A 16,923-nucleotide genomic window follows, 5' to 3' on the forward strand; every position below is an offset into this window, starting at 1 on the left:
GAAGTGTTCTGTATACCAAGTGGTTATCGACTTCTTATTTTTTATCAATTTTATACAATCTGCCTTGGTCTGTAACAGCGTACAAAGCACCATCTGCACCTTGCGTGATGTCTCTAAAACGCTGATTTTCCTGAGTTAGAAGTCTTTCTTCGCCTATCACTACATTATTTTGAATGGCCAAACGCACAATATGCATACCGCTTAGTGCGCCTACAAAAAGGTTATTTTGCCACTCTGGAACGCGATTACCACTGTAGAACGTCATTCCGCTTGGTGATACAACAGGATCCCAATAATAAACCGGTTGCTCCATACCTTCCTGTTTCTGAATTCCTGCTCCAATTTTCTCTCCAGCATATTCTATTCCGTACGTAATCGTTGGCCATCCGTAGTTAGTACCTGCTTTAAGGCGATTGATTTCGTCACCTCCGCGTGGTCCGTGTTCAGACAACCAAACTTCACCAGTAGTAGGATGCAGCGCCAGTCCTTGTGGATTTCTATGACCAAAAGTGTACAACTCCGGTAATGCTCCAGTTGCCGTAAAGGTAGGATTACCTGATGCTGGTGCACCTTCTTTTGTAATTCGTACCACTTTGCCCAAACCATTAGTAACAGCTTGTGCCAAAGGTCTTGTCTCTAAAACAGAGCGCTCTCCCGTACTCACGACAAGGTTGCCCGATTTATCAAAAAGAATTCGACCACCGTAATGCAGCGTACTGGCATTGGCAGGATTAGTGCGATAAATTACCGTTGCAGCTTCTATAGCTTTTTCGTCATTAGACAATCTTCCTTTGGCTACAGCGGTGAGATTACCGCCCGTTGCAGCTTCAGAAAAAACCCAGTAAATCATTCGGTTGGATGCAAACTCAGGATCAAGGCACAGGCCTAATAAGCCACCCTGACCAGCTGCATTTACGGTTGGAGCACCTAAAATAGGGCTACTCACCACTCCTGCTGTAGTTACGATACGAAATCTTCCTGCTTTTTCTGTGACCAGCAGCCTTCCGTCAGGAAGCACTTTTACTCCCCATGGGCTAGTAAGCGTGCTGGTAATAACGGTTGACTCGTACTTTGTGTTGGTTAATAAACCATTGGCACGAGTTTGTCCGGCAAACGCCGGAGGATAATTAGTATTGGCAGCAGAACCTTCTACGGGAGGTGTAACTGTGCCTGGATCTGGTGTTTCAGGATCTTTATCATTGTTACAGCTGAACACGGTAAAGAGTGCACTCGAAAGAATAGCAATGTAGGTGATGTTTTTCATAGTCTTGGGATTTTAATTAAAAACGTGTATTATTCTTACTTATTGTGTTCATTCACGACTGCAACACAATCATAAATAACTATTTTTTTTATCGTATGTATTGTCTGCTGCAGAAATTAGGAAAGTAAATTTCATTAAAAACTAATAATAAAATTTATAGCATTTTTAGTATTCTTTATATAATTGTAATGTCATTGCAATCTCTTTAAAACATCCGTATCAAGTATAATATCAAAAGGTTAGCAACATTTGTTAGCTAGCATTTTTTATAAAAACTGCCAGTATGACATTGCGTTTTTTAAGGTCACTTCTCCGTCACGCTTCCGTCAAGTCTCCGTCTAAAGTTGGTAGAGGGAATTTAGCGTAAGCGCATTTTTTATGTCAGATTGACATAGCTAAGATTTAATTTTTTTAGGATATAAACACTCTACTTATCTGGTTCTTTTTTAAACTCATATAAACCTTTTATTGATAATGAGGATTGAGAATAAGAGCATCACTTTTGAACAAAAAAAAACCACTTTTACAATAAAAGTGGTTTTTGATTCATGGTAATATCGTTTATTTATTTTACCTGTTTATATGTTACAGATTAACTAACTTTCTCCGTTAATCCTCTGGTAAGCCAACCCCTTTTGTTGGCTGTAATAATCGCATAAGGTGTAATCCAGAATAGACTGAAGGTATAAAAAATACTATACGAATAAGCCCAAAATGCCTCAGCTACGCTGTATCTCTTTGCATAAAAGAAAACCGAAAAGCTAGAAAAAATCAATATCCCCAACATGGTCGAACTTAAAAATAATAAGGGATGTGTTGCTATCAAATAGAACATAAACAGTAGAAATGGGTATGCCAAAACAATTTTTAAAGATTGATTTAAAAATAAAAGCCTTGCACCAAATTTGGATTCTTTTCTAAAATCTTTAAAAACAAATTGTGCCATCATGATATTTTCGCGAACATTACTTCTGCTCCATCTGATAAACATTTTGTATAAACCTGTATATTCTTCAGGAACATTGGTCAATACATACGCATTTTTTTGAAACAATACATGGTGCCCTTGTTTGAGTATCATATTGGTCATGGCACGATCTTCTCCAATGTCTGAAGGCTGTCCCATAAAAGTTTGATTGATCCACTCTTGCAAGCAACCAAAAACAGCAGTATTGCGATAAGCAGCAGCAGCTCCTGGAGTACAAAGTACAGAACCCAACATACTTTCTGCAGAACGCATGAACTCAAAACTCATTACGAAACTTACATTTAGCATTTTTGGAAGCAATGCTTTTTTATTGTTTAAAACCTGAACATTTCCCGCAACGGCACCACATTTTTCATCCACAACAAACGGACTTACTAAATTACGTAAAGTATCTTTTTTTACAATTGAATCACTATCTACCGTTACAAAAATTTCTCCCGTTCCTAACTTAAAACCACGGTAAAGTGCATGGCGTTTTCCTTTGTTTTCGGGTTGTTGGTAAATAGTCAAACGGTCACCCAATCTTATTTTTGCTTGTTGCATCCAGTACCAGGTATCGTCTTTGCTACCATCATCAACGGCAAGTATCTGCATTTTTTGCTCCGGATAATCGCTATCGGCTAGACTCAACAAAGTATCCCAAACCAGTTTTCCCTCGTTGTAGGCAGGAACAATCACGGTACAAGTTGGTAATAAATCATCGGTTACCGATTCGATTGGCTTGTATTTATAAAAAAGGTATAAATTATACAAAAATACACCCGCTTGAAAAAAGAATAAGGCAACTGTTAGCACAAGAAATGGAAGTCCCCATGTAGAATTGATCCTTTCCAGATGAAACTGATCAAAGTCGGCTTGAAATTGATACACAAAAAAAGCACCTGTAATCATTAGGATAAAAGTTCCGATAAGGACTATTAAACCCAATACACTTGATGGTCTTTTGACAGCTTTATGCGTCGATTCGTTTTGAATACGAAAGACAGGATTGCTTAATGAATGTTCGTTGCTACTAATGTCATGACTAGAAGAAAAAAATTGTTTTGAGGTAATTGCTTCGCTTTTCATATTAAAAATACTGTTGAATTTTATGGCTTTTATTTAAACTTCTGTCTCCTTTATTTAATTATTATTTAAATTCTTGAGAGAGCAGGATTGTTTTACACAGTTCTCCTTTGCAAGGGATGTGCCATTAAAAATAGAAGCTGAAAAACAGTGGCTTACAGAAAACCTCAAAAAACTTTAGTGTGTAAATTTTATACATTTCATATACAAATTATACAACTTTCTATTATTTTTCAAATTGAATAAAAGTGAATATAGACCTGTTTGAAACAAAAAAACGCCTCAAGATTTGAGACGTTTTTTGTTTTTTTGATAAAATTGATTACTATTTCCAGCCACCACCTAAAGCGCGGTATAGATCGACAACAGCTTGCAATTTTTGTAAATTATCATTTATGCCACTCATTTGTGCTGACAAAAGATTCTGTTGCGAGGTGAGTACATCTGTATAATTTGTCGCTGAACTATATTGTAAAAGTTGTTGCGTAAAATCGACTGATTTTTCAAGTGCTGCAATTTGTTGCGCTCTAGAATCTTCTTTTTCAACTGCCATTTCATACGAATATAAAGCGTTTGAAACTTCTTGCCCCGCCACTAAAAGACTTTGCTGAAAATTATTCATAGCCTGTAATTGTTGCGATTGTGCAGTAGTAAGTCTTGCCTTATTTTTTCCTTGATTAAAAAGAGGCTGTGTCAGTCCGCCAATTATCGAATAGAAAATAGAATTAGTGAAAAAATCTTTCAATTCCAGATTCGAAAAACCAGTACTAGCTGTAAGAGTCAAACTTGGATAAAAATAGGTTTTTGCCAGATTTGTAGTTTCAAAAGCAGTTCTAAAATTAAACTCCGCCTGACGTACATCAGGACGATTTTGTAACAATTGCGATGGTAAACCTACTGAAAGGTTCTCAGGAACAACCTGTTCATCTAATGTCCCTCTCTCGATTGGTCCAGGGACTTGTCCTAACAAAATATTCAACACGTTTTCGGTTTCGCGAATATTTCTTTTCAAATCTGGAATCAGCACTTGTGCCGCATACATATTAGCCTGGCTTTGTACGACAGATGCTCCATTAACTATAGCACCTTCTTTTAAGGCTTTTATTGTTTCTACATTTTTGACACGGCTTTCTAAAGTTTCTTCTGTAATTTTGAGTTGTTTGTCAAAAGATAATAACAGAAAATAATTATTTGCAATATCTGAAATCAGTTGTGTTTGAACTGCTTGTTTTGCAGCATCTGTAGATAAGTAGGTCGCCAAAGCCGCTCGTTTTGAACTGCTCAATTTTCCCCAAATATCCATTTCCCAAGAAGTACTTAAACCTAATTTGTACGTTGTTGTTAATGTATTGATAGAAGCACCTCCAAAATTTAATGAAGCTTCAGATTGTTTGTTATGTGTGGCGCTTGCATCAATATTCAGTGTAGGATAGTATGCCAGCTTACTTTGACGTAAAGTGGCACGCGCCTGAACGATGTTTTCAATAGCATTTTTAAGGTTTAAATTTTGATCCAGCCCTTTCTGAATCAATGCATTTAGTTTTCCGTCTTTAAAAACATGCTGCCAAGGCATATTGGCCAAGGTTGTAGAATCGGCGGAAGCCTGATCTCGGAATAGCTTATCCGACGAAACTGCTGCGGGACGCTCGTATTTTTTAGCAACAGAACACGCACTCAATAATGCAGCTGTTACTAGCACGAGAATATATTTATTGAAACTTTGACTCATCATATTCTTAATTAAATTACTACTCCTTATGAGCTTCTATTTGCTTTGTTTCTTCTTCAACTTCTTCATCATAACCTTCTTTGGCTGGGCCGCTCACTTTTTCCTGTAACGTTTGGAAAATGATAAACAATACCGGAATAACAAATACTCCTAAAACGGTTCCGATTAACATTCCTCCTACTGCGCCTGTACCAATAGATTTGTTACCCACTGCTCCTGCTCCAGTAGCAAACATCAGAGGAACAAGACCCAAAATAAACGCAAATGAAGTCATTAAAATTGGTCGTAAACGGGCTACAGCTCCTTCGATAGCAGCTTGCACAATTGGCAAACCTTTTCGTCTTCTGTCTAATGCAAACTCCACTATCAAAATACCGTTCTTTGCCAGTAATCCGATCAACATGATCAAAGAAATCTGTAAATAAATATTACTGTTTAATTTGAATATAATCGAAAACAAATAGGCTCCCGCTAATCCAAACGGAATAGAAAACAATACCGCAAAAGGCAAAATATAACTCTCGTATTGGGCGCTTAACAAGAAATACACAAACACCAAACACAAGATAAAAATGAAAATAGTTTCACTTCCTGAAGCCAATTCCTCACGTGTTAAACCTGAAAATTCGTAACCATAACCAGCAGGAAGATTTTCTGCTGCTACTTCCTGAATGGCTTTAATCGCATCTCCAGAACTGTAGCCAGGATTTGGTGCTCCAGTAATCGAGATAGAAGTAAACAAGTTAAATCTTGAAATCGATTCTGGTCCAAAAACTCGGGTCATTTTTACAAATTCTGTAATAGGCGCCATATTTCCAGCACTATTTCGAACAAAAATTTTATTCAATCCTTCTGTATTTGTACGAAACTCAGGAGAGGCCTGAATCATGACACGATATTGTTTTCCGAATTTATTGAAATTCGAAGCATACAATCCACCATAATAACCTTGCATAGTAGAAAGAATCGAGTTGACTGGCACACCTGCATCTTTTGCTTTTGCTAGGTTAATATCCATCATGTATTGCGGAAAACCGGGATTAAAAGGCGTTGTGGCATATTGTATTTCAGGACGTTTTGATAGTTTTTCTAAAAAGTCGGTATTCACTTTATAGAATTCTGCTGTCGAGTGTCCCCCTTTGTCCTGCAATTGAAATTCGAATCCGCCACTTTGTCCAAATCCTTGAATGGTTGGTGGAGAAATAAAGAAAATATTAGCTTCTCGAATGCCGCTCGTTTTAGCAAAAAGCTGACCAATTACATCATCAACACTTAAATCGCGTTTGTCCCACGTTTCTAATTTCACAATAACCATACTATAAGCACTTCCTGCTCCAGCTGTAAAGTTCTGCCCAACAATACGCAAAGTGTTTTTAACACCTGGGATCGTTTGTGCAATACTATCTACTTTCTTGGCTATTATATCAGAACGCTCCATAGAAGCAGACGGTGGTAAACTAATATTGGCAAAAACAGTACCCTGATCTTCCGAAGGAACAAAAGCAGATGGCGTGGTTTTCATCATATAAAATAATGCCGCTCCAACAATAACAATTGAAGTAAGTACAATCCATTTTTTAACAGAAAGAAACTGTACTGACTTTTTGTATTTATTAGTAACATTATCAAAAGCTACGTTAAAGGATGTATAGAACCTTTGAATAAAACTTTTATGTTTATGATCATCAGCATGAGGCTTTAAAAGCAAGGCACATAAAGCAGGACTTAAAGTTAGAGCATTTACAGCAGATAAGATAATGGCCACTGCCAATGTGATACCAAATTGTTTGTAAAAAACACCTGTTGAACCCGTAATGAAAGTTACTGGAATAAATACCGCCGCCATTACCAATGTGATGGAAATGATTGCTCCAGAAATTTCATCCATCGCGTCAATGGTTGCTTTTTTAGATGATTTATACCCGTTATCCAACTTAGCGTGAACTGCCTCGACGACTACAATGGCGTCGTCAACTACAATTCCAATAGCCAATACCATCGCAAAAAGCGTTAATAAGTTAATCGTAAAACCGAATAAATTCAGAAAGAAAAATGTTCCTACAATAGCTACCGGAACAGCAATTGCGGGAATTAAAGTAGATCTAAAATCCTGAAGAAAAATAAATACTACAATAAAAACCAATATAAAAGCTTCAATCAAGGTGTGAATTACCTTTTCGATAGATGCATCCAAATTCTCGTTGACATCTACAAGAATAGTATATTTTACTCCTTTTGGGAAGTTTTTTGCCGCTTCTTCAATAAGTTTCTTAGAATTATTGATTACGTCACGCGCATTTGAACCTGGAGTCTGGCTAATTGCCATCGCTGCTGACTCTACACCATTTGTTTTAATAGTTGAGGCATAACTTAAAGAACCTAACTCTACTTTTGCGACATCTTTCAATCTCAGCATTTGTCCGTTCCCTACAGATTTGATAACGATATCTTCAAATTCCAAAGCGGTTGTTAAACGTCCTTTATATTTAATAACATATTGAAAAGCCTGATCGCCATTCTCACCAAATTTACCTGGCGCCGCTTCTATGTTTTGTTCTGCCAAAGCAGCCGAAATATCACTCGGAATCAACTTGTATTGCTGCATGATATCTGGTTTAAGCCAGATTCTCATCGAGTAGTCCTTTGATCCAAAAACAGATACATCTCCTACCCCAACAACACGTTGAATTTGTGGAACAAGATTAATCTTGGCATAATTTTGAAGGAAAGTCTGATCATACGCTTTATTTTCACTGTATAAAGAGAAAATCAATAAGTTACTACTCTGACTCTTTGTAACCGTTACACCCGCCTGCGTTACCTCTGAAGGCAATAAACTTGTTGCTCTTGAAACCCTGTTTTGAACATTTACAGCCGCTAAATCAGGATTTGTTCCTACTTTAAAAAAGATTTTAATAGATGCATTTCCGTCGTTTGTTGCTGTAGAAGTCATATAAGTCATGTTTTCTACCCCATTAATTTGCTCTTCAAGCGGAATTACAATACTTTTCAATACCACATCAGCATTGGCTCCAGTATAACTTGCTGAAACGTTTACTGTTGGCGGAGCAATATCAGGATACTGCGCAATTGGCAATGCTGACTGTCCTATTAGCCCCAATATGACAATAATAACCGATATTACTGTCGAAAGAACAGGTCTTTGTATAAAAATTTTAAACATCTTTTCTTATTTTAAGTCAGCGTAAACCGTTTCTGGATTCTGATTTTGAGTTTTAATTTCGCTTCCGTCTTTTAATAAAGCAACTCCTTCTAGTACGATTTTATCGCCTGATTTTAATCCACTTGTCACCACATAATAGTTACCTGCAGTGTTTTCAGCCACCGTAATATTTACATTTTTTGTTTTTCCATCTTTTCCTACAGTCACTGCAAAAATCTTATCCTGTAGTTCAAATGTGGCACTTTGTGGAACCAATATTCCATCTTTAACTTCATTCGGAATACGAACTGTTGTACTGCTTCCGCTTCTAATAATACCTTTTGAATTAGGAAAACGAGCTCGAATATTTACAGAACCAGTCTCGGTATTAATTAAACCGTTTACCGTTTCTATGCGACCTTTTTCTGCATACGTAGTCCCATCCGAGAGTAATAAAGAAACTTGTGGCAATTCTTTTATTTTCTCAGCCAATGGGCCTTTACTTTTTGTAAAGTCTAAAAGTTTTTTTTCATTCATAGCAAAATAAGCATACACATTTCCGATACTGGAAACAGTTGTTAAAGGATCTGTTGTGTTTGAACTTACTAAACTTCCTAAACGAAACGGAATAGACCCTACAACGCCATTAACAGGACTTGTAACCGTAGTGTAGCCAAGGTTTGTTTTTGCATTTACCAAACTGGCATTTGCTTGAGCCAATGTAGCCAAAGCTGCATCATAATTGTATTGAGCCGACTCCAAATCATATTTACTGATGATTTCTTTTTCTACCAAAGGTTTCACTTTGTTAACCGCTAATTTTGCAGAACTCAAAGCTGCCTGAGCGCTTTTTATACTTGCAGCAGCAGTACGTACTTCTTGCTCATATTCTGGTGCACTAATTTTAAATAAAGGTTGACCCGCTTTGACCACAGCGCCTTCGTCTACATAAATTTTATCGATATAGCCTTCAACCCTTGGTCGTATTTCTATATTTTGCTGTCCTTGAATACTCGCGGGATAGTCGGTATTCAATGTTGCAGATGTTGGCTCTAAAGTCAACGTCTTATACTCTTTTACTTGTGACCCAGGTCCTCCCATAGGGGCCTGATCACTTTTATTACCACACGAAGCGATGATCACAGACGCTGCGAAAATGCTTAAAAAGGATTGCTTATTCATACTTACAAATTTGTAATTATCTATTTATACAGGTACAAAAGAAAGAAAATACAACATGCAAAAAAGATCTGATAGACGTAGAGCAGAAGATAATCGATAGAGATAGGATCAGAACCGACAAAGCCAATATTGAAGAGTTTTAGAGGATTTTAGCCCTAACTCGTCGGCTCTAAAATGGTTTTTAGGGATTATAGAACCCTTTTGGGCGATTGGTTTTATATTGTATGTAAATAAAATGTAATATTGTTCAATAAAAACATCAATTATAATGTTATTAAACATTTTTAGACCTTATATGTTTACCGGATTACATATCCTTGCCTGGGTATTATTGGGATACATTCAGCTTTTTTACATTCCACTTACGTGGAATATTATGCTTCCAGATATTTTTTGGATATGGCAAACCATAGTGTTGTTTTTTATGATTGTTATTTTTTATTACAATGCTAAAATAATAGTCCCGAAAACCATTATAAAAGATAAAATAGGCCCTTTTTTACTTTTGGTTCTTTTGGTCATTTTTTTAATGCAGCTGATCGCTTTTTTTTATAATTATAACACTGATTTGCGCAATAAACTGGCGCTCATTTTGGGTTTTAAAAAATACAGAAGTAATTTTTTTGATAATTATGTTTTTACACTAACACTATTAGTTTTAGGAATCAGTACTAGCTGGGCAATGTTGCAGCACTGGCAAAAAGCCGCACAGCACAAACAAAAATTAGAGCAAGACAAAACCATGGCAGAATTGTCTATGCTTAAAGCGCAAATCAATCCTCACTTTTTTTTCAATTCGCTCAACAGCATTTATTCACTTACTTATTCTAATATAGAAGATTCGCGAAATGCGCTTCACACGCTCAGTAGCATGATGCGTTACCTGCTGTACAGTACAGAAGGAGAAAGAACTACACTTTTGAAAGAAGTAGAATTTTTGAAGAATTTCATCGCGCTAATGCGACTTCGCACCAATAGCAAATTGACTATTGTAACCGATATTCCCGAAAAACTGCATGACTTTCCTATCGTTCCGATGCTGTTCTTGCCTCTTGTAGAAAATGCTTTCAAACATGGTGTAAACGCAACTGATAAAAGTGAAATTATCATTATCATCAGACAAACAGGAAATGATATCGAACTCGAGGTAGAAAATACTTATTTTGAAAAAACAAATATTCCGTCAAGCGAAGGTGGTATAGGCCTTACGAATACCAAACGCCGACTGCAATTAATATATCCTGATAAACACGTTATCAATGCAGGCATTACTGAAAACGGAAAATATAAAATAAATCTCCAAATAACTTTAGAACAATGATATTAAAATGCATAGCCGTAGATGATGAGCCATTGGCACTGAAGCTCGTGGAGACTTTTATAGATCAAACCCCTTTTTTGGAGTTAGTTTGTAGTTGCGATAATGCTGTCGAGGCCATGAGCCTGATTAGAGAGCAGCAACCCGACCTAATTTTTCTGGATATCAACATGCCTAACCTAACAGGTATGGAACTCGCAAGACTACTGCAAGAACAATCAGGTATAACTCCAAAAATTATTTTTACAACCGCTTACAATCATTACGCGATAGAGGGGTATAGAGTTAATGCGGTAGATTATCTTTTAAAGCCTTTTAGCTATGAAGAATTTTTAAGAGCCACTAGCAAAGCACTGCAATTAAGCGAAGAAACAAGTACAGCATCTCAAGTAATTAACACAGATGATGAGTTTATTTTTATAAAAGTAGAATATCAGTGGATAAGAGTAAGTCTGAAAGATATTTCATACATCGAAAGTTTGAAAGATTATGTGCGAGTACATTTGACTTCACCTCTGAAACCACTACTTTCTTTAATTTCTTTAAAAGCATTAGAAGAAAAATTGCCTTCGTCAAAATTTATGCGATTGCACCGTTCTTTTATCGTTTCATTAGAAAAAATTACTGCCATAAGCAAAAACTCTATTTTAATCAATAAAACCGAAATCACTGTAGGTGAGCAATATAAAGAAACGTTTAAGGTCATTACAGATAAGTGGATAAAATAGCACAATACACAAATAACCATACATTTCCTAATCAATAACTTAGCTTAGATTTTTATAATCTAAGCCATCATTAATTTACTGTTAAATTTATTTCTAAAATACGATCTATTAGACATATTGATAGATAATATTCTCAAACAATTCCTCTTTACCACGCTGAAGATTCCACGCTACGTATACATCATCCATAACGTCGTATTACAAAAAAGTAAACCTAGACTCCGCTAAAAATAGTAAATCCACCATCTAAAGTTACTTTTGAGCCCGTTGCAAATTTTGATGCATCGCTTAATAGCCAAATTAACCCACCAACTAATTCTTCAGGATTTCCAAAACGTTTGAAAGGCGAGTTTTGAATAATCAAATTACCTCTTTCGGTCAAGCTGCCGTCAGGATTGGTCAATAAACTTTTGTTTTGCTCCGTTAAGAAAAATCCGGGAACAATCGAGTTCATTCTTATTTTATCTCCAAATCTTCTCGAAAGTTCTACCGCAAACCATTTTGTATACGAATCAATCGCAGATTTAGCCAAACTATAACCCAAAACTTTGGTTAGCGCTTGCTCTGTCGCTACAGATGAAATATTTACAATACTTCCCGATTCTGGATTGTTTTTTATTGCTTCTCCAAAAACCTGAGTAGGCAAAAGCGTTCCGAACAAGTTTAAGTTGACCACTTGTTGCAAAGCATCCATATTGAGCTTAAAAATATCTTGGTCTGGTTGTACCACAGCATCCGGCATATTACCGCCCGCCGCATTTACCAAGCCATCGATCTTACCGTATTTTGCCAATACCAAATCACGTGCTTGTATCAAATCTGCTTCATTGGTTACATCGGCAATCAGTGCTATTGCTTCGCCTCCATTTTCTTTTATAAAATCAGCTCTTTCGGTGGCTTTTTCTTTGTTTCTACCTAAAATACAAACAGCCGCACCAGCTTCGGCAATGCCATTTACAAAAGCTTCGCCTAAAACTCCTGTACCACCTGTAACTACTATTACTTTTCCTTTTAATGTAAAGTCTATTTTCAAAATTATATTTTTTTATTTTTAATATTTAAACAAATGCGAATCGTCTTTTTGCCAATCTGTAACAGCTATTTCTAATAGTTTAGGTAAGCATCGTTATGTGCCTTTTGTTAAGCCAATAATTATTCTTTATAAAAGCAATTATCTCGCTATAATTATGAACTTCAACAGTATCACCACCAATATTTTTAGCACTGTTTCATAAGTTTTAAATTGAAAAAAGATAAAAAGGCAAACAAAATTGACTGTGACATACATTGCTTATTTCTTAAATCACTTTTATTTAATGCTTTTTTTGAGTACACTGACAGAAGAATCCTCCAGAAGTTTAATTTGATTTATTACAATTTGAGCCACTTCGGTTGCGCCTTTTTTAGACAAATGCGTATCATCTGCCTTGTCTTCTGTATAATAAGGTTCTTCTCCTTTTTTGAAATGCAAATGCAGTTCTTTTGATCTTTCAGGACCGTACTTTAGCTCCATCAATTCGGTATAATATTCTAAATCGATAAACGGTACTTTGTACTCCTGCGCCACCAATCTCGTCTCTAAAGTATATTCGACATGCGAAGGCACCAATACTCCTTTTTCGTTAAAATCACGTCGCGCAATAGAGCTCAAAAGCACAGGAATTGCTCCTTTTTCTCTGCTCTCTTTTACAAACTTAATTAAATTATATCGGTAACTCGTATGCGGATTTGTAAATCTAGTAGAATCGTTTATTTTCTCGTCATTATGTCCAAATTCTATAAAAACATAATCACCCTTTTGCAGTTTTTTATAAACAGAATCCCAACGTTTTTCGTTAATAAAACTTTTGGTACTGCGACCGTTTACGGCTTTGTTTTCTACCTTAATATTATCTTTAAAAAAAGGCTGAAGCACTTGCATCCAACCAAATTCGGGATTGCGATCGGGGTTTTGCTTGTTGGCCATAGTAGAATCTCCAATGCCGTAAAGTGTTGTTTTTTGAGCAAAACAAGTAGCCGAAACCAACCAAAGAATCAGAAGATAATTTTTCATAGTACAATCATTAAATTTTTAAACTAAAACTTCAAAAGAAACATAAAACCAAACGGTTATTTCGCAGCCGATGGAATGGTCGCTCTCTCGCCAATCACAACCTCGTTCATCAATACATTTTCTGCATTTTCGCTCGAAATAGCATTTTTTGCCCACTTAATTTCAATATTGTTGAGCGAGATATTTTTGATTTTTTTGTCTGGAAACCCCTGAATTACAATGCCCGCTGCCGAAACTTTGTTGCACGTAATATCAGAAAACGAAACATTCGAAATTTCAGACTGATGGCCGCTGCCTTCGCCGTGATAATTGGCTGTGATATAAATACAGTCTTCGACTTCGTCTAATTGTATCTTTCGAACAAAAATATTTTTTATAAAACCACCTCTGTCCGCATTGGTTTTTAAATAAATTCCTCTTTTGAGATAGCCTACCGTTTTACAATTTTCGACATACACATTCTGTACTCCAGCCGACATTTCGCTTCCAATCACTACTCCATGAAGCCCTTTGAAATTGCAATTTCTAATGACAATATTCTCACTTGGTGTAGCCGAATTTGCTCTTCCTTCATCGTCTCTGCCAGCTTTTATGGCTACGTTATCATCTGCATTATCAAAAGTTACATTTTCTATCAAAACATCTTTGGCATACTCGGGATCGATACCATCATTGTTGTAATTAAATGATTTATAACTGATGCCGCGTACGGTAATACTTTGAGATTGCAGCAAATGCAAGCACCAAAACGGAGAATCTTCGATACGAATATTTTCGACTAAAATATTTTTACACTTAAAAAACTGAATCATTTGCGGTCGCAAAAAATAACCCTTTCCGAATTTTCTATCCTTCAGAGGAACATTATTATGATTCATCTCTCGGCTCAGGTTTTTACCCTCATTTTCTTTTGATTTAAAACTTTTCCATGTCATTCCTCCCTCGCCATCAATCGTTCCTTCACCAGTAATGGCAATGTTTTCGCACTCAAAAGCATATATTAACGGACTGTAATTGTACACCATCGTACCTTCCCAGCTGGTCAAAACCATCGGTAAATAATCATCTGGATTATCGCTAAACTTAATCTTAGCTCCTTTTTCAATCTTTAAATTCACATTGCTCACAAAATGAATCGGACCGTTGATTTTATAAATTCCTTTTGGAACAATGATCGTTCCGCCGTTATTCTTTTTGCAAAGTGCCATCGCTTTATCAAAAACTATTTTGTTGTTGGTCAGCGAATCGCCTTTAGCACCCAATTTTGTAATATTGATTTGATAAGACGGAAAAACTGGTAACTGAATTCTACTGACAATTTCGTCTACTTTTGCACTCGGGAAATCAGTATTTTGAGCAAATGTTACGGAGCAAATTAATAGAAAAAGAAGATCTTTAAACTGCATAATTTTTGTTTTTTTATCGAAATTTATTTTGCATACCAGTTAGATACATCCTCTTTCAGAATATTTTCTATAGTGTAATTGTCGGCTTCTTTTTTAGAAAGCTGATGCGACCAAGACACTCTTTTAGTGGGTTTAAAGCCTTCGCCTTTGCAACTGTATTCTGCGTAAAAAGCATTTTTTTCGGCATCGGGTTTCGACCAATTTTCCCAACCTTCCGGTTTGATTTGTTTTCCCATTTCGCAATTTATAAAAACTGTTTTGGCATAAATACGCCAAGGTCTTCCTAAATAAACGGCTGTAGCCAAAGGATTTGCAGTAATTTTACAATCTTTAAATACAAATCCAAACTCCGTTCCTTCGGGAGTTGAAGCGGCGGTAATAAACGAACTTTTGAGACTATGAATCACACAATTTTCAAACAAAACTGTTGCGCCTCCAAAAATAAAATCAGTAGTACCTTCGATATAACAATCTCTAAAGTAGTGTTTTGCCGCTTTTCCGGACAAATACAATGTATCCTGATTACCCAGAATATTACAGTTTGCAACCATAACACGATTGGCGACAACCGACAAAGCAATTGCTTGTCCGTTATCGCCAGAAGTATTTTTAATCGTTAAATTAGTCGCCGAGAAATCATCTCCCTCGACTAAAACAGTTGGTGTATAAAAAGTGCTGTTCCGTCCTAAATTTATTTTCGAAAAATTGTCATCAAAAGCAATGATCGTATTTTCTTTACTTTCTCCTACCAAAGTCAAATGGGTATTCCACTCCGGAACCCTTACTTTTTCTGTGTATATTCCGTTTTTGATAAAAATCGTGATTCTTTCGTAAGGAAAAGAAGGAGCCGCATTTATCGCCTCTTGAATTCTAGTAAAATCACCCGATCCGTCTTGTGCTACCGTAAAATAATTGTCTTTTTTTTTTACTGATGATCCAGCATCAGAAACTTTTACACCATTTTTGACCGCCCAGCTTGCATACTTTTTTAAGACTTCCTTTCCTGCATCAGAATACCAGGAATAACCGTTTCTTCTCTCGTCCCCAATCTCGGCCAACGTTTTTTTCTTAATGCCATCACGGTCACAAAAAAAAGGTTCGTTGGTATCCAACTCCATAAATCTTGCCCAAATTGGCGCTGCATTGGTAGTCGGAATCATTTTTTTATCGATAATTTTTCCAGCATCATTAAGTACTCTTTTTTCCTCAAGATTGGTAATTTTTGTTTTCTCGAACCAAGTGTACGCACTTTTTACTGACGTAATAATTTCTGGTGAAGGATTTTTTAAAGACATCAAAAACAAAACAATTTTGGCCGATTCAAAGCCGCTTAGCGAGGCCAATTCAAAAGCTCTTGCATTAGCCGGAGCCAAAGTCACCTCATCATGTTGTGCGCACCAGGCCGTCAATACTCCATTTTGTTTGTATTGTGTTTTTAGGATGCAATCTATTCCTTTATTCAAAGCAACTTTGGTTTTTTCAAGCTCTGCAGCAGAAGGTTTTATACTGTAAAAATTGGTCTCATAAGCGATTTCCCTTAGAATATCCAAAATATTGACCATCGAATTATCGTTGTAGGTAATATGCGTATAATACCCTTTTTTTAAAGGAAAAAACTGAGGCCAACCACCGTTTTCATACTGTGCCTCCAGTAAATAGTCAAGTCCCTTTAAGAAAGATGTTTTATAACGCTCGTCCTTAACCTGCTCATACATTTTAGACATAAAAAGCATTTCTAAGCACGTTGCTTTATTATCTGTTGTCACATCTTTTGTTGATTTTTTCAACTCAATCAAATCCTTTTTTTGTTGAGGCGTCAATTCGTTTTGCATCTGAATATTTTTTGGCCATCCGCCGATATCTCTCTGGTACAGCAAAATATTTTCAGCGATCTTTTTTGCTTCTTCGGTAGCAAACCATTCCGGTTGATTTTTCTGAACGACATCTGACCAGTTTTTGTACTTATTTTGTGCACTCAATCCGAAGGTGACAAATAATAATAGTGCTATAATCTTTTTCATTTTCAA

Annotated in this window: 11 protein-coding genes; 2 read left to right on the plus strand and 9 right to left on the minus strand. The window is 36.3% G+C overall.

All coding sequences use genetic code 11. The features are described from left to right. Window positions 1–34 precede the first annotated feature (34 nt). The 5 genes from LNP22_RS14815 to LNP22_RS14835 all read right to left on the minus strand — a co-directional run bounded on the left by LNP22_RS14815 (window position 35) and on the right by LNP22_RS14835 (window position 9,391). Window positions 35–1,264: a PQQ-dependent sugar dehydrogenase gene (locus LNP22_RS14815; RefSeq protein ID WP_229974147.1), complete on the minus strand. Its 1,230-nt coding sequence runs from the start codon at window positions 1,262–1,264 to the stop codon at window positions 35–37. Window positions 1,265–1,856: 592 nt separating this feature from the next. Beyond that, entirely contained in the window at window positions 1,857–3,320 is a 1,464-nt protein-coding gene (locus LNP22_RS14820; RefSeq protein WP_229974148.1) for a glycosyltransferase family 2 protein, read from the minus strand. A 322-nt stretch (window positions 3,321–3,642) separates the two neighbouring features. Beyond that, window positions 3,643–5,046 carry an efflux transporter outer membrane subunit gene (locus tag LNP22_RS14825; RefSeq protein ID WP_229976391.1) on the minus strand — a complete coding sequence of 468 codons (1,404 nt, stop codon included), beginning with the start codon at window positions 5,044–5,046 and terminating at the stop codon, window positions 3,643–3,645. Between the two features lie 19 nt (window positions 5,047–5,065). Then, on the minus strand, window positions 5,066–8,230 hold the full coding sequence (locus LNP22_RS14830; protein WP_229974149.1) for an efflux RND transporter permease subunit: 3,165 nt from the start codon (window positions 8,228–8,230) through the stop codon (window positions 5,066–5,068). Window positions 8,231–8,236: 6 nt separating this feature from the next. After that, complete coding sequence (locus LNP22_RS14835; protein WP_229974150.1) at window positions 8,237–9,391, minus strand: efflux RND transporter periplasmic adaptor subunit; 1,155 nt, start codon at window positions 9,389–9,391, stop codon at window positions 8,237–8,239. Window positions 9,392–9,659: 268 nt separating this feature from the next. On the opposite strand from LNP22_RS14835, the gene LNP22_RS14840 reads away from it, so the two are divergent. Beyond that, the gene (locus LNP22_RS14840; RefSeq protein WP_229974151.1) at window positions 9,660–10,712 is read left to right on the plus strand and encodes a sensor histidine kinase; all 1,053 of its coding nucleotides are present in this window, start codon (window positions 9,660–9,662) and stop codon (window positions 10,710–10,712) included. Further along, complete coding sequence (locus LNP22_RS14845; RefSeq protein WP_229974152.1) at window positions 10,709–11,437, plus strand: LytR/AlgR family response regulator transcription factor; 729 nt, start codon at window positions 10,709–10,711, stop codon at window positions 11,435–11,437. Before LNP22_RS14840 ends, LNP22_RS14845 begins: the two co-directional genes overlap by 4 nt. A gap of 214 nt (window positions 11,438–11,651) precedes the next feature. Here the strand turns inward: LNP22_RS14845 and LNP22_RS14850 are convergent, their stop codons facing one another. The 4 genes from LNP22_RS14850 to pelA all read right to left on the minus strand — a co-directional run bounded on the left by LNP22_RS14850 (window position 11,652) and on the right by pelA (window position 16,917). Next, window positions 11,652–12,470, minus strand: coding sequence for an SDR family oxidoreductase (locus tag LNP22_RS14850; RefSeq protein WP_229974153.1), 819 nt, complete (start codon window positions 12,468–12,470; stop codon window positions 11,652–11,654). 276 nt (window positions 12,471–12,746) lie between these two features. Further along, complete coding sequence (locus LNP22_RS14855; RefSeq protein WP_229974154.1) at window positions 12,747–13,490, minus strand: rhamnogalacturonan acetylesterase; 744 nt, start codon at window positions 13,488–13,490, stop codon at window positions 12,747–12,749. Between the two features lie 56 nt (window positions 13,491–13,546). Beyond that, window positions 13,547–14,896 (minus strand): glycoside hydrolase family 28 protein, encoded by a 1,350-nt coding sequence (locus LNP22_RS14860; protein ID WP_229974155.1) that lies wholly within the window; start codon window positions 14,894–14,896, stop codon window positions 13,547–13,549. Window positions 14,897–14,919: 23 nt separating this feature from the next. After that, window positions 14,920–16,917, minus strand: a complete 1,998-nt coding sequence (gene pelA / locus LNP22_RS14865; protein WP_229974156.1) for a pectate lyase — start codon at window positions 16,915–16,917, stop codon at window positions 14,920–14,922. Window positions 16,918–16,923: the final 6 nt, after the last annotated feature.

The sequence above is a fragment of the Flavobacterium flavipigmentatum genome, from assembly GCF_020911905.1.
Classification (GTDB): domain Bacteria; phylum Bacteroidota; class Bacteroidia; order Flavobacteriales; family Flavobacteriaceae; genus Flavobacterium; species Flavobacterium flavipigmentatum.